Genomic DNA, 13,063 nt, shown 5'->3' with positions numbered 1-13,063 from the left:
ATAGTCAGTTGGCAAAAAATATCAATTGTAGTCGTTGTGGTTCGCCCAGAAACACAGGACCATGCTACTATTCGCCCCGCTCGCCGCTGACCGGCGGACGAGCCCGACGCGGAGTGGTAGTTCAGTCGGTTAGAATACCGGCCTGTCACGCCGGGGGTCGCGGGTTCGAGTCCCGTCCACTCCGCCAGTCATCATCAAGCCCGATAAGCTTTGCTTTCGGGCTTTTTGTTTTTCGAGCATCCATTGGGCGATGTTCCGCCTTTTTCCGGCTGACCTAGGGTAATGCCCAGTTCCCCGGGGCTCGCCGTTGCGCCTAAGCTATGACTGAATAATACAAAAAATCAGGTCTGTTTTATGTCGGAGAACGGCTTTCCAAAATTTCAGGGGGGGTATTGCAACCTCGATTACCTGTTGCAAAACCTTGGACGCAATGAGGAAACGGCGAGGCGCCTGGCTCGTCTGTTTCTGGAAAACTATCCTGTTTTGCTCGAGCGGATGCTGTTGGCGCTCAAGGCTGGGGATCATCCTAGTCTCAAGAATACATTGCACGATATTCGTAGCAGTTGTGTCCTGTTTTCCGGCCATCATTGCGTGGATATCGCGCGGCGCTTTGAAGATTCTCTTCGCGAGCATGCAACCCAGGCCGATGCGATGCTTGCTAACGACGACTGGGAATTGATGGCGGAAACCTTGTGCCATTGCCTTAATTGCATGGCTTCCGAGATGAAGGCGTATTTCGAAGATTCGTCGACGTAAGCCGTATCGCTCAGGCTCGCCTAGCAAAGAACGCCAGACTGCACAGCGAAGCGCGTCAGCCCGGTGACGTCGTGAGCTCCGATTCGCTCCATCAGGCGCCCGCGGTGAAATTCCACAGTTTTCGGGCTGATGCCGAGATCGCGGGCAATTTCCTTGGTTGTTTTGCCCGAGGCAACCAGACGCAGAACTTCCCGTTGCCTTGATGTAAGCTGGGCTCCGCCATTGCTTTCGCCTTTGCTACCCGGGGTCGCCGCGTAGTCTCGTATCCGTGGTGACAGGTAGATCTTGCCAAGCAGTACTGTATTCAAGGCTTCGAGAAGTTCCCCGATGACGAAATCCTTCAGCAGGTAGCCATTGGCGCCGGCCGCCATTCCCTGTTCGATGATTTCCGGGCGGTCGATGCTGGAGAGGATCAGGATTCGGGTGCTGGCGTCAAACTGGCGAATGCTTCTCGTGACCTCGATTCCCGATGGGCCTGGCATTGCAATGTCAAGCAGGATGGCGTCCGGAGAGAGTGTCCGAATGGCGGCAACGGCCTCGTCACCGTTGGAGCATTCCGCGATGAGTTCGTGATCGGGAAGTGTTTCGAAAAGGGCACGGATACCGGCGCGAATCAACAGGTGGTCATCGGCGAGAATGATGCGGGATGCTTTCATGGTCGAGCTTTCGAGTGTTCGACGTTGCTCATCATGCTTGGTCTGATTCGGCAGGGGTTTGATAAAAGTCGACTAACCGCGTTTTATCTTTGATGTTCCTTCATGGCGCGCTGTGCTTCCCGCTTGGAGTCTTTTTCCAGTTCGGAAGCACGTTTGTCGTGTTGTTTCTTTCCCTTGGCCAATCCGATTTCGAGCTTGATCCTTCCGCGCAGAAAGTGCAAGTCGAGTGGCACTAGGGCGTAGCCGGTACGCTCGACCTTGCCGATCAGCTTGCTGATTTCATTGGCGTGCAGCAGCAGCTTGCGAGTACGCGTCGGATCGTGCTTGTTGTGCGTCGATGCCGTGGTGAGCGGACTGATATGCATGCCGATCAGGAACAATTCGCCATTCTTGATGATGACGTAGGATTCCTTGATGTTCATCCGGCCGGCACGAATGGCCTTGACTTCCCATCCTTCGAGAACAATGCCTGCCTCATATTTGTCTTCGACGAAGTAATCGTGGAAGGCTTTTTTATTGACCGTAATGCTCATGCTGCCTGGCGATCCATTAAAATTGCGATTCTACAGGATACAGGAACGCTGCCACCGCATGGCTCTGGTTGAAAAGACAGTCTTGATCGAGCAATCGGCCGAACGGATGTTCGAATTAGTCGACCGCTGCGAGGATTACCCGGCATTTCTTCCCTGGTGTAGTCACACCGAGGTGAAGTATCGGGATGCGGTGAAGACGGTTGCGACCTTGCATATCAATTATCACGCTGTGAAGTCTTCGTTTACAACCGAAAACGATAAGGAATACGCTCGTCAGATGAGTATTCGTCTGATCGATGGGCCATTTCGTCGACTCGAGGGGGCGTGGCATTTCAAGGCGCTAGCTGAAAACGCCTGCAAGATCGAATTCAAGTTGCACTACGAGTTTTCGAGCAAGCTGTTCGAGAAGGTCATCGGCCCCGTATTCAGTCACATTGCCAATACCTTTGTCGACGCCTTCGTGCGTCGTGCAAGTCAAGTCCATGGAGTCGCCAATGGCTGAAATGCTCAACGTTGAAGTTTGCTATGCCATGAGCAATAAGCAGGAGCTCGTTCGTGTTCGTGTTCCGGAAGGGGCAACCTTGCAGCATGGGCTTGATGCATCCGGATTGTTGGGGAAATACCCCGAGATTGATACCAAGAAAAACAAGTTCGGCATCTGGAACAAGTTGTCGAAGCTCGATGCCGTGTTGCGAGACAAGGATCGGATCGAGATCTATCGTCCCTTGATCGCCGACCCCAAGGAGGTTCGCAAGCAGCGTGCGGCGGAAGGCAAGGTTATGAAAAAAGGCGCCGGTGATGCCGATGCCTCCGAAAGCTGATTTCGGTAGCGGCTATTTGCAGGTTTCGGCAATTACCCGTCGTGCGCGTTCAAGTTCCTGATCGCGCTGCGTCGTATCCATAGTTTTCTGCTGTCCCTTGTCATCTAGCGTGGCGATAGGATTGTCGCTCTGGAGGGCGGCTAGATTTTGTTTTGCCCGTTCGCAGTTATCTTTTCGATCTGCTTCGGCGGCTTGCTCCTTGGCGAGTTTTTCTGCTTTTTCCTTGTTTTCCTGCTGCCGCTTCTTGAACTCCATGTCTTTCTCGGCTGTCGTTTTCGGGCCTTCGGCGGCTTTTTCGGCAGGCTTCTCGCTTACGACTGACGGTTGCCGTGCATTAATGGCGCGACGGCTTTTTGCATTGGAGGGTGGAGGCGTGTCTGAAATGACTGTTTGCCCGCTGCTATCCTTCCACTGATAGGTTTCGGCGTGGACTGCGTTGTTTGCGGCAACGAGAATGGTCACGGCGGCGGCAAGTACGATGATTGGTTTCGAGGTCATCTGGGTTTCCTGAGCTTTTCTGTATAATACGATTTTGTGACCTTGGATTAAAGGCCATGCGACTGCTGCAAAAAGCCCTTACTTTCGACGACGTATTGCTCGTCCCCGCACATTCTCAAGTCCTCCCGCGCGATGTCAGTCTCGCTACCCGGCTGACCCGCAACATTACCCTGAATCTGCCGCTGCTCTCGGCCGCCATGGATACCGTGACGGAAGGGCGTCTCGCTATTGCGCTCGCCCAGGAGGGTGGGATCGGTATTGTTCACAAGAACCTGACCGCCAAGGCCCAAGCTGCCGAAGTGGCAAAGGTCAAGCGCTTCGAGTCGGGCATCCTGAAGGATCCTATTACCGTTTCGCCGCTGATGACGGTTCGCGACGTGCTTGAGATCACCCGTCAATACCGGATTTCCGGCCTCCCCGTGCTCGATAAGTCGGGCAAGGTGGTCGGTATTGTGACTAACCGCGATCTGCGTTTCGAAACCAACCTGGATCAGCCGGTGAAGTCGATCATGACGCCAAAAAAGCGTCTGGTGACCGTCAAGGAAGGTGCCAGCGTCGAGGATGCCAAGGAGTTGATCCGCACCCATCGCCTGGAGCGCGTGCTGGTCGTCGATGACGATTTCAATTTGCGTGGCCTGATCACCGTCAAGGACATCTTGAAGTCGACCGAGCACCCGCTGGCCAACAAGGATGCCTCCGGGCGCCTGCGCGCCGGTGCGGCTGTCGGTGTCGGTGCCGGTACCGAGGAGCGTGTCGAGTTGCTGGCCGAGGCCGGCGTTGACGTGGTTGTCGTCGATACGGCGCACGGTCACTCGCAAGGCGTACTCGACCGAGTCAAGTGGGTCAAGAAAAATTTCCCGCAGATCGAAGTGATCGGCGGCAACATCGCCACCGCAGATGCTGCCCGTGCGCTGGTCGACATGGGCGCTGACGGCGTCAAGGTTGGTATCGGTCCCGGCTCCATCTGCACGACGCGGATCGTCGCCGGTGTTGGCGTACCGCAGATCACGGCCATCCAGAACGTATCCGAATCGCTGAAGGGTACCGGCGTTCCGATGATCGCCGACGGCGGTATCCGCTACTCCGGTGACATCGCCAAGGCCATCGCGGCTGGTGCCAATACGGTCATGCTCGGCGGCTTGTTTGCCGGTACCGAGGAGGCCCCGGGCGAGGTCGAACTATTCCAGGGCCGTTCTTACAAGTCGTATCGCGGTATGGGTTCGTTGGGCGCGATGCAGGCAGGTTCCTCTGATCGCTACTTCCAGGAAGCTACTGCCAACGTCGACAAGTTCGTGCCGGAGGGCATCGAAGGCCGTGTTCCCTACAAGGGATCGGTGCTTGCCGTGATCCACCAGTTGATGGGCGGCCTGCGTTCGTCGATGGGTTATCTCGGCAGCCCGACCATCGCCCACATGCATGAAAATGCCTGTTTTGTCGAAATCACTTCGGCCGGCATTCGCGAGTCGCACGTCCACGACGTGCAGATCACCAAGGAAGCGCCGAACTACCACCTCGACTGATCGTCCTCATGGTCCTCAGGGCGGCTCGCGTAGCCGCCCTTGTTCATTCAAGCATTGAAAATGTCCCATCAAAAAATCCTCATTCTCGATTTCGGTTCTCAGGTCACGCAGTTGATCGCCCGTCGCGTGCGCGAAGCCAAAGTCTTCTGCGAAATCCATCCGTACGACGTGTCCGACGAGTTCATCCGCAACTACGGCGCCAAGGGCATCATTCTCTCTGGCGGCCCCAGTTCGGTGACCGAAGGCGATACGCCGCGTGCGCCGAATATTGTGTTCGAGTTGGGGATTCCGGTGCTCGGCATCTGCTACGGCATGCAGACCATGGCCCAGCAACTGGGCGGCAAGGTGATGACTGCCGAGGCCGCTGGTAAGGCACGCGAATTCGGCTATTCGGAAGTTCGCGCCCATGGCCACACGGCGCTGCTGAACGATATCGCCGACTTCTACAGCCCGGAAGGCCACGGCATCCTGAAGGTTTGGATGAGCCACGGCGACTCGGTCATGGAGCTGCCGCCTGGTTTTGTCAAAATGGCCTCGACTGCCTCTTGCCCGATTGCCGCGATGGCCGACGAGAGTCGCAAATTCTACGCCGTCCAGTTCCACCCGGAAGTGACGCACACCCAGCAGGGCCGCGCCATTCTCGAACGTTTCGTGCATGGCATCTGTGGCTGCGGCACCGATTGGGTGATGGGCGACTATATCGCTGAAGCGGTGGATGCCATCCAGCGCCAGGTCGGCGACGAGGAGGTGATTCTTGGCTTGTCAGGTGGCGTCGATTCGAGCGTAGCCGCGGCGTTGATCCACAAGGCGATCGGCGACCAGTTGACCTGCGTCTTTGTCGATCATGGCCTCCTGCGCCTCAACGAAGGCGACATGGTCATGGAAATGTTCGCCCGTAACCTCGGCGTCAAGGTCATTCGCGTCGATGCGGTCGATGACTTCATGGGCAAGCTGGCCGGCGTCTCCGACCCAGAGCAGAAGCGCAAGATCATCGGCAAGGAATTCGTCGAGGTCTTCCAGGCCGAATCGAAGAAGCTCTCCGCTGCCAAGTGGCTGGCCCAGGGCACGATCTATCCGGATGTGATCGAATCGGCCGGCAAGGGCAAGAAGGGCGCACACACCATCAAGAGCCACCACAACGTCGGCGGTCTGCCGGAAGACATGCATCTGAAGCTTCTGGAGCCGCTACGCGAGCTGTTCAAGGATGAGGTCCGCGAACTTGGTGTCGCCCTCGGTCTGCCGCGCGAGATGGTTTATCGCCATCCGTTCCCCGGGCCAGGCCTGGGGGTGCGTATCCTTGGCGAAGTCAATCGAGAGTCGGCCAGTCTGCTGCAGCGTGCTGACGCCATCTTCATCGACGAGCTGCGCGCCACGCACGCCACCGAGCGCGATGTGGCGGCAGGTGCCTGTACTGCAGCCGACATCGGCAAGAGCTGGTATGACCTCACCAGTCAAGCCTTTGCCGTCTTCCTGCCGGTCAAGAGTGTTGGTGTGATGGGCGACGGCCGCACCTACGAGAATGTCGTTGCCTTGCGCGCCGTAGTGACCAGCGACTTCATGACCGCCCATTGGGCTCACCTGCCGTACGAACTGCTCGGTCGGGTGTCAAACCGGATCATCAACGAGGTTCGCGGTTTGAACCGTGTCGTCTACGATGTATCCGGCAAGCCGCCGGCAACGATTGAGTGGGAATAAAGCAATATCGTTCAGCACCGTTCAAGGACGTTCTAAAAATCCGTTTTTTCACCAAGTAAATCAACGGGCTGTCGTTCAACGTCGTTCAGCGTCGTTCAACAAGAGCTTTATTTGGATGACGGTATTTAGGTCGGTAAATTTTCGGTGTCTCGAAACTGCCCGAGGCGATACCGTCAGGCCCTTCTGACGGTATCGAGAGGCAGCAGAAAGGAACCGATATGCTGACCGATACTCAACTCAGAAGCCTCAAACCCCAAGACAAGGCGTACAAGATCGCCGACGCTTTGGGCCTATACGTTACCGTCGCCGCTTCCGGCACCCGGTCATTCCGGTACGACTACCGCCTCGACGGTAAACGGGAAACTCTTACCATCGGCCGTTATGAGGAAGGCACGCCCAGCCGGGCAGCCGATGAACTTGACGGCCTAGACTTTGGCAGCGTGCTGTCCTTGGCCGATGCACGGGCGCTGCATGATCGAGCCCGACGTATGGTCAAAGCCGGTGTCTCGCCTTCCAAGACCAAGATCGAGAAGCGCACCGTGGCCGCCGATGCTCAGACGTTCGGGGCTTGGGCCGACAAGTACTTCGAGTTCAAGGCCGACTCCAAGAGTGGGGGCGAGCAACTGGCGGACTCCACCTTGGCGCTGCGCAAGTCAATTTATCGGCGCCTGCTTGAGAAGCCCCTCGGCAAAAAGAACCTAGACGACATCAAACCGAAGGTGCTCACCGAACTGTTTGACAAGGCGAAGGCCGAGCGCGGGCCGGGGCCGGCCGTGCATGCGCGGGAATTGGTGCTGCTGGTCTATCGCTTCGCCATTGGCAAGGGGGTGGAAGTCACTAACCCGGTGGATTCGATTCAGCGCAAGACCATCGCCACCTTCCAGCCGCGAGAGCGCAACCTCGACCGCAAGGAAATCAAGACGTTTTTTGACGCCTTGCAGCACACGGCCACGCTGCCCACGCTGCGCCTGGCGGTCAAGTTCATGCTGCTGACCATGGTTCGCAAGGGCGAGTTCATCGGCGCTACCTGGAAAGAGATTGATTGGGATCGCGCGACTTGGACGATTCCGGCCGCGCGAATGAAGGCCGATAGAGCCCACACGGTCTATCTCAGCGAGCAGGCCCTCGACATCCTGACCACGTTCAAGGCGTGTTTTCCTTCGAGCCAATACCTGCACCCCAGCCGGTACGAATCAGACGAAACAATCAGCAACGCGACGTTGAACCGGGTCATCGACGCGACGGTGGCCCGCATAAACGAGAGCCTGCCGGAAGGCGCCGAGCCGTTCGAGACTTTCAGCGTGCATGACCTGCGCCGAACCGCCTCAACTCGACTCAATGAGGCGCTGTTTCCCGAGGCGCTGGTCGAGGCGTGCCTTGCGCACCAGAAGAAAGACCAAGTGGCAGCCGCGTACAACCATGCGAAGCTACCAGGGCCTCGCCGGGCTCTCATGCAGGGGTGGGCCGATATGGTCGAATGCTGGTTGCGCGGCGAAAGCGCCAAGGGGATCATTGCGGCCACTAAGGTGAAGATCGACGAGGCCGCGCACGACGACGCAGATATGGATCTTTGAGAGGTAATACCGCCGCCTGACGGTATCAGGCGAAGCGGGCCGAGGTGCTGCGCCAACAGCGCCCCGACCCTAACCACAATCGACTAAGTAGGAGTCAATGATGGCTGAGCAAGAGAATACCAAACCTGTTACCGATCACCTCAACGACGTGCTTGCGCGAATCGCTCAAGCAAAGGCCGTGTTGCGCTCGCTGGCGGAAAACTGCAAACAGGACAACGAGGGTATCCACTTCGGGGATGGGATGCCGTTAGAGGAAGTGGTCAACGTGTTTTGGGCGGTCGACGATCTATTGGAGCAGGCAAGGGATTTTTGCCACGGTGGCTATAAGGCCGCATGTGATAAACGATTCTCAAACCTCGTTGCGGCGTAGCCAACATGTTTCTCACCCCCGAAGAGCTTGTCGAACTGACCCACGCCAAGCGCCGCGACACACAAATCCGCGCGCTACGCATGATGGGCATTGAATTCAAGCTGCGACCAAACGGCACGCCGGCAGTGCTGTGCTCGCATATCGAGAAGGTTTTCGGGGGTGTTCAAACCCAGGCGCCGGTAGTCGGGGGCCTGCCGAATTTTGCTGCTCTTGACGATCCACCGGAACCGAAGCTGCGACTGCGCAAACGTTGAGAACGGCCGCTTTCGGGCGGTCTTTTTCATACGTACAAGCATAATTTTGTATTCCGTTATCGTTCATTGACGTTCAGCGCCGTTCAGGTGCTAGTGTGTCGGCATTGAGTCGCGTGTCTTGTTACCACACGTGGGCTGAGTGGCAGCGGCCAAACGAACTGTCCACCGTGCGGTAGTACGCCAACGTTTTCACATCCCGTTGGGGCTATCGGCCAACACGTTGCGGAGCACTCCGGGCGAGGGGTAGGCATGTGCCAATTCGCAAGGAGTTGCACCATGCAAATCTTTCAGGGCCGCCGTACCCTTCGCCGCGACCAAGTCCTGCAAAAAACTGGCCTCAAGCGGACGAGTCAATACAACCTAGAAAAAGGCGGTGACTTTCCGCGCCGCGTGATGCTGACGCCACGCCTCGCCGTGTGGTTCGAGGATGAAATCGACGCTTGGCTGGAAGATCGCCGGGCCAAGGCTCTGGCTGCTATGCCCCTGGGCGGCTTGATAAACCGATGGGCCAAGAGCGAAGCGGGGGCTGCAGCGTGAATGCCAAAGAGAAAGCCGAGGCGCATCTGGTTGCGGCACACGGCAAGCTGCTTGATTTCGCCGCCGAGCTTGGTCAAGGCAAGTGGGCCGGTCGTGAGGCTGACGCAGCAATGGCCGTTTGCGGCATCAGCGCAGAAATCCAGAAAGCAACAGCCCTGATATTTGCCACCGATGACGACGCCCCATCTCTCGATCTGCATTGACGTGGTGGCAGGCTGCTGTGGTGCCCGTACCCAAGTGACACAACGCGACACTGTGCGCACACCCAAGGAAAGGAGCGTGCAGTGAAACTCATCAACTACGAGGCGACCCGGTGCAAGCTGGACGCCACCAAGCCGCCCAGCCGACGAACCGTCGAGCGGATGGTAAAGCGCGGAGAGTTTGTCCAGCCCGTGCAGATCACGCCCCGGCGCGTGATGTTCGATGAAGCCGAGGTAGACGCCTGGCTCGAAGCCCGAAAGCGCAAAGGGGGTGAGCGATGAGCAACCACCTGAAAGCGATGGCCCGGCGAAACGTCATCAACACCGCAAAAGAAAACGCCCCGGCCGCAGAAGCGAGCGAGGCGCACGAAGAAAAGCACATGAATGACCGCGAAAATCTTACCGCCGAGCCAGCGGCGGGATGGGCACCCATCGCCCTTGAATTCAGCATTTTCCACGACACGAAGGCCGCAGAAATTAAGCGGCGCCGTGCTACCTGGGGCGAGCTGGTCAATGCTCTGCAAGCGCCAAAGGAGCACCCCAGCAAAGACAAATGCCCGCTCATAAAGTTGGCGACCTTCGGTGACAAACGCACCGCGAAGAATGCGCTGCGCCACGACGACAACATGCTTGCCGTGTATGGGGTTGAGGGTGACTATGACGGCGAGGAAATCAGCATCGAGCGTGCTGGCGATATGCTGGCCGTGCATGGAGTTGAAGCGCTGATTTACACGAGCCCGAGCCATACCGACGAGAGGCCGCGCTGGCGTGTCCTGGCGCCGCTTTCCAAGGCGCACACGCCGGCCGAGCGGCGACGGATGGTGGCAATGTTGAACGATGCCCTGGGCGGCATTCTGTCGCGCGAGAGCTTCACAGCCAGCCAAACGTATTACTACGGCAGGGTGCAGGGTGCGCCGTACCGCTTTCGGCACATTCAAGGCGAACCGATCGACCTCAGCCTGGTGCTGCGCGAAACCTACCCGCCCGAGGAAAAACGGCCGATCACAAAGCCCGCCGTCGACGAAGAAGAAAGCGACCTTGACCGATTGGCAGCGCTGCAAGGTGTAACCGACGAAACCATCGAGCACCTGCGCTCGGCTCTGCTGGCGCTGCGCCCGCACCGTGCTGACGACCGCGTTGCCTGGATTCAAGTGCTCGAAGCCCTGGCGAGCCTCAAGGAGACCGCCTGGGCGGACGAGGCGCACAGCTTGGCGCACGAGTTCAGCGCGCGCTGCCCCGAGAAGTATGACGGGGGCTACTTGGACGAGAAGTGGGAGGGGATGAATCCGAACCGCATCACCTACCGCACGATCTTCGACATGGCCGAGCAGGACGGGTGGTCAAACCCCTGGAAGAAGCCGAAGGTGCCGAGCGCTGCCGAGGTCATCGAGAAGCTGCGCAAGCTGGATGCCGACGACGTGCTCGCCACCTGGCTGGCGGATGCTGCGCAACTTGGCAAGGGCGCGGCGCACGAGGTCGTCGAGGAAGTCGCCCGGCTGACCGGCAAGGGCAAACGCATCCTCAGCGCCGAACTGACCGAAGCCAAAGCCGAAGCCGCCCAGGAGCGCAAGCGCGAGCAAATGCGCGAGAGGGCAGGGAAGCGTCAGATCCTGTATTACCGGCCGGAAGATCGCACGAAGCAGGCCCAGGAAGTCGAGGCCGCCATCATCAAGACGGCGAAGCCTGGCGAGTACATCGCCTTCGGCGGCCTGCTGTCGCACGTTGCCCTCAAGCCGCTGCCCTACACGCACCTGATTGACGACGCCGAGGGCGTGGCGCCACCTGTGCCGCAGATCGAGCCGCTGGGCAAGGTGGCAGTGCTGGGCATGGTCGAGAAGGTTGCAGCCTTCTGCGACGTGCGCGACGGCGCGCCGGCCATCATCGCGGTGCCGGACAAGATCGTCGACATCCTCATCGACAAGCCCGAGCACCAAGCGCCCCAGGTGGCCGGCCTCGTTACGCACCCGATTGTCCTGCGCACTGGCGAGATTTTGGCCGACGACGGTTTGCATGCTGGTACCGGGCTGTTCCTGTCGGGTGCTGCCGTGGCCGGCGTGAAGCCCTACAGCCAGGATGAGGCGCGGGCCGCGTTGCTGCGATTGCGCGCGGATTTTCTGGAAGGTTTCGAGTTCTACAGCGACCTGGATACCGATGTGGCGGTGGCCGGCCTATTCACCGGAGTGCAGCGCCGCGTGTTGGACATGGCGCCCGGCCTTGGAATTCTGGCGAGCACCCAGGCCAGTGGAAAAACGACTCTTGCGCGGCGCATTCACGTACTGCTGACCGGCCGCGATATGCCGGTGAGCACTTTCCCCCAGGGCGACGAGGCCGAGGTGCAAAAACGCCTGCTGTCCCTGCTGCTGCGCTCGCCCGCCATGGTTTGCTTCGACAACATCACGGACGGCACGACGTTCCGGTCGGGCTCGATTGCGGCCGCGATGACCGGGCCATCCATTGAGCAGCGCGTGCTGGGCCTGTCGCGGGATGCGAATTGCCTCACCAACGTGCTGTTCGTCATCACCGGCAACAACCTGGGCCTTGGGCCTGACGAGGTAACGCGCTGGATGGTGGCGCGCCTCGCGCCGGGCACCGCCCGGCCGGAAGAGAGGACATTCAAGCACCCCGATGTTGTGGGGCACGCCGTGCGCATGCGCGCGGCCATCCTGCGCGACGTGGTGGGAATTGTCGCCGGTTACTTGACCAGCGGCGCAGCCTTGGATACCCGCAGCCGGTTTGCGCGGTGGGATCACATGGTGCGGCAGCCGATGCTTTGGGCCGGGGCTTCGGACGTGGCCGACGTGTTCAGCCGCAATACCGAATCTGCCGAGCACGTGCTTGCGCTCGAAAGCCTGCTCACCGGGTTGGACTTGGCCTTCGGTGGCAAGAAGTTCCTCGCCGCCGATGTTGTCGCCGTGATTCGCAGCGACTACGAGTTCGCGGTGGGTGAGTCGGTGGCTGTCGCCGCCCGTTTGGCGGCCGCGCTTGAGAATCTGCGCGCCAAGGACGTGCGCAGCACCAAGTCAGTGGGGCGGGCGCTGGCCGGCCTCGAAGGGCGTGTCGGATTCATCGGTGCGGACGATGCACGGCGCGCGGTGCGCCTGCGCAAGGACACTTCGCGCGGCGAATCCTTCTATTCGGTCGAGGACGCCGAGGACTGATGCCCGCCGCCGTTCGCTTGATGCGGTGAGCGGGCGGTGGTGGGTTTGGTGGATTTCAAAGGCTTTTTTCTACTCGCTACTTGGTTGAAACCATGAAATAGAAATTCAAGTCATTGGTCTGTCGTCGTAGGAAAAATGCCCCAAATAATCCACCAAATCCACCACGCAAGGCTTTGCGGATGCGGCGAACACGTAAAGAACTGCACGAAAGCCCAAGGCCGAGCGCCGACGTGTGCAGGCCAATGCGGAAGGCACGCGTTAGCGCATATCGGTAAGAAGATGCGAACCGCATAGAGGCCGGGCCGCCCCGGTGCGGCTTGCAGTTCCCCTCACCATTCATAACGAATCATCAACGGCAACACGCAAACCCTTACAAAGAGCGGGTTTCTGGCGTGGCGCCTTGCGCCTTACCGTCACAAATACCGCGATTCATGCGCGGCGAACGTGCCGCGTAGGGGTGCCGATGTTGCCGAGGGGTGCCCGTACCTTCT

15 protein-coding genes and 1 tRNA gene are annotated in these 13,063 nt (G+C 59.0%); 13 read left to right on the top strand and 3 right to left on the bottom strand.

Annotated elements, in window-relative coordinates; all coding sequences use genetic code 11:
- Window positions 1–110 precede the first annotated feature (110 nt).
- Together AB6Q56_RS07560 and AB6Q56_RS07555 are read left to right on the top strand one after the other, a co-directional pair.
- Window positions 111–187, top strand: a tRNA-Asp gene (locus AB6Q56_RS07560).
- A gap of 167 nt (window positions 188–354) precedes the next feature.
- Window positions 355–756, top strand: a complete 402-nt coding sequence (locus AB6Q56_RS07555) for an Hpt domain-containing protein (RefSeq protein ID WP_434516462.1) — start codon at window positions 355–357, stop codon at window positions 754–756.
- Window positions 757–776: 20 nt separating this feature from the next.
- Here AB6Q56_RS07555 and AB6Q56_RS07550 read toward each other — a convergent pair whose 3' ends face one another.
- Together AB6Q56_RS07550 and smpB are read right to left on the bottom strand one after the other, a co-directional pair.
- The gene (locus AB6Q56_RS07550) at window positions 777–1,412 is read right to left on the bottom strand and encodes a response regulator (RefSeq protein ID WP_434516461.1); all 636 of its coding nucleotides are present in this window, start codon (window positions 1,410–1,412) and stop codon (window positions 777–779) included.
- Between the two features lie 83 nt (window positions 1,413–1,495).
- Entirely contained in the window at window positions 1,496–1,945 is a 450-nt protein-coding gene (gene smpB / locus AB6Q56_RS07545) for an SsrA-binding protein SmpB (RefSeq protein ID WP_434516460.1), read from the bottom strand.
- A 58-nt stretch (window positions 1,946–2,003) separates the two neighbouring features.
- Here smpB and AB6Q56_RS07540 point away from each other — a divergent pair, with 58 nt between their 5' ends.
- Window positions 2,004–2,447: a type II toxin-antitoxin system RatA family toxin gene (locus AB6Q56_RS07540; RefSeq protein WP_434516459.1), complete on the top strand. Its 444-nt coding sequence runs from the start codon at window positions 2,004–2,006 to the stop codon at window positions 2,445–2,447.
- Entirely contained in the window at window positions 2,440–2,766 is a 327-nt protein-coding gene (locus tag AB6Q56_RS07535; RefSeq protein WP_434516458.1) for an RnfH family protein, read from the top strand. Before AB6Q56_RS07540 ends, AB6Q56_RS07535 begins: the two co-directional genes overlap by 8 nt.
- A gap of 12 nt (window positions 2,767–2,778) precedes the next feature.
- On the opposite strand, the gene AB6Q56_RS07530 is transcribed toward AB6Q56_RS07535, so the two are convergent.
- Window positions 2,779–3,264 carry a DUF4124 domain-containing protein gene (locus AB6Q56_RS07530; protein WP_434516457.1) on the bottom strand — a complete coding sequence of 162 codons (486 nt, stop codon included), beginning with the start codon at window positions 3,262–3,264 and terminating at the stop codon, window positions 2,779–2,781.
- Window positions 3,265–3,320: 56 nt separating this feature from the next.
- Between AB6Q56_RS07530 and guaB the strand changes: the two genes are divergently transcribed.
- The 9 genes from guaB to AB6Q56_RS07485 all read left to right on the top strand — a co-directional run bounded on the left by guaB (window position 3,321) and on the right by AB6Q56_RS07485 (window position 12,572).
- Entirely contained in the window at window positions 3,321–4,784 is a 1,464-nt protein-coding gene (gene guaB, locus AB6Q56_RS07525) for an IMP dehydrogenase (RefSeq protein WP_434516456.1), read from the top strand.
- Between the two features lie 60 nt (window positions 4,785–4,844).
- Window positions 4,845–6,479 (top strand): glutamine-hydrolyzing GMP synthase, encoded by a 1,635-nt coding sequence (guaA, locus tag AB6Q56_RS07520; protein ID WP_434516455.1) that lies wholly within the window; start codon window positions 4,845–4,847, stop codon window positions 6,477–6,479.
- A gap of 218 nt (window positions 6,480–6,697) precedes the next feature.
- A complete protein-coding gene (locus tag AB6Q56_RS07515) occupies window positions 6,698–8,053 on the top strand; it encodes a tyrosine-type recombinase/integrase (RefSeq protein ID WP_434516454.1) in 1,356 nt (451 codons plus the stop codon).
- A 97-nt stretch (window positions 8,054–8,150) separates the two neighbouring features.
- Window positions 8,151–8,423, top strand: a complete 273-nt coding sequence (locus AB6Q56_RS07510) for a hypothetical protein (protein WP_434516453.1) — start codon at window positions 8,151–8,153, stop codon at window positions 8,421–8,423.
- 5 nt (window positions 8,424–8,428) lie between these two features.
- Complete coding sequence (locus AB6Q56_RS07505) at window positions 8,429–8,677, top strand: DUF4224 domain-containing protein (RefSeq protein ID WP_434516452.1); 249 nt, start codon at window positions 8,429–8,431, stop codon at window positions 8,675–8,677.
- A 276-nt stretch (window positions 8,678–8,953) separates the two neighbouring features.
- Window positions 8,954–9,214, top strand: a complete 261-nt coding sequence (locus AB6Q56_RS07500) for an AlpA family phage regulatory protein (RefSeq protein ID WP_434516451.1) — start codon at window positions 8,954–8,956, stop codon at window positions 9,212–9,214.
- A complete protein-coding gene (locus AB6Q56_RS07495) occupies window positions 9,211–9,417 on the top strand; it encodes a hypothetical protein (protein WP_434516450.1) in 207 nt (68 codons plus the stop codon). The genes AB6Q56_RS07500 and AB6Q56_RS07495 overlap by 4 nt, the downstream gene beginning before the upstream one ends.
- Window positions 9,418–9,498: 81 nt before the next feature.
- Window positions 9,499–9,696, top strand: a complete 198-nt coding sequence (locus AB6Q56_RS07490) for a helix-turn-helix transcriptional regulator (protein ID WP_434516449.1) — start codon at window positions 9,499–9,501, stop codon at window positions 9,694–9,696.
- Window positions 9,693–12,572 (top strand): PriCT-2 domain-containing protein, encoded by a 2,880-nt coding sequence (locus tag AB6Q56_RS07485; protein ID WP_434516448.1) that lies wholly within the window; start codon window positions 9,693–9,695, stop codon window positions 12,570–12,572. The genes AB6Q56_RS07490 and AB6Q56_RS07485 overlap by 4 nt, the downstream gene beginning before the upstream one ends.
- Window positions 12,573–13,063 lie beyond the last annotated feature (491 nt).

Source organism: Dechloromonas sp. ARDL1 (assembly GCF_051122455.1).
Taxonomy (GTDB): Bacteria; Pseudomonadota; Gammaproteobacteria; order Burkholderiales; family Rhodocyclaceae; genus Azonexus.
The sequence above is the reverse complement of the archived record's forward strand: the minus strand, read 5'-3'. Positions and strand labels throughout refer to the sequence as shown.

Excerpts from the sequence above, each read along its gene's own strand:
- AB6Q56_RS07530 (WP_434516457.1), bottom strand. The coding sequence starts at position 3,264 with ATGACCTCGAAACCAATCATCGTACTTGCCGCCGCCGTGACCATTCTC.
- AB6Q56_RS07500 (WP_434516451.1), top strand. The coding sequence starts at position 8,954 with ATGCAAATCTTTCAGGGCCGCCGTACCCTTCGCCGCGACCAAGTCCTG.
- AB6Q56_RS07515 (WP_434516454.1), top strand. The coding sequence starts at position 6,698 with ATGCTGACCGATACTCAACTCAGAAGCCTCAAACCCCAAGACAAGGCG.
- AB6Q56_RS07485 (WP_434516448.1), top strand. The coding sequence starts at position 9,693 with ATGAGCAACCACCTGAAAGCGATGGCCCGGCGAAACGTCATCAACACC.
- AB6Q56_RS07540 (WP_434516459.1), top strand. The coding sequence starts at position 2,004 with ATGGCTCTGGTTGAAAAGACAGTCTTGATCGAGCAATCGGCCGAACGG.
- AB6Q56_RS07555 (WP_434516462.1), top strand. The coding sequence starts at position 355 with ATGTCGGAGAACGGCTTTCCAAAATTTCAGGGGGGGTATTGCAACCTC.
- AB6Q56_RS07550 (WP_434516461.1), bottom strand. The coding sequence starts at position 1,412 with ATGAAAGCATCCCGCATCATTCTCGCCGATGACCACCTGTTGATTCGC.
- guaA (WP_434516455.1), top strand. The coding sequence starts at position 4,845 with ATGTCCCATCAAAAAATCCTCATTCTCGATTTCGGTTCTCAGGTCACG.
- AB6Q56_RS07535 (WP_434516458.1), top strand. The coding sequence starts at position 2,440 with ATGGCTGAAATGCTCAACGTTGAAGTTTGCTATGCCATGAGCAATAAG.
- smpB (WP_434516460.1), bottom strand. The coding sequence starts at position 1,945 with ATGAGCATTACGGTCAATAAAAAAGCCTTCCACGATTACTTCGTCGAA.
- AB6Q56_RS07510 (WP_434516453.1), top strand. The coding sequence starts at position 8,151 with ATGATGGCTGAGCAAGAGAATACCAAACCTGTTACCGATCACCTCAAC.
- AB6Q56_RS07505 (WP_434516452.1), top strand. The coding sequence starts at position 8,429 with ATGTTTCTCACCCCCGAAGAGCTTGTCGAACTGACCCACGCCAAGCGC.
- guaB (WP_434516456.1), top strand. The coding sequence starts at position 3,321 with ATGCGACTGCTGCAAAAAGCCCTTACTTTCGACGACGTATTGCTCGTC.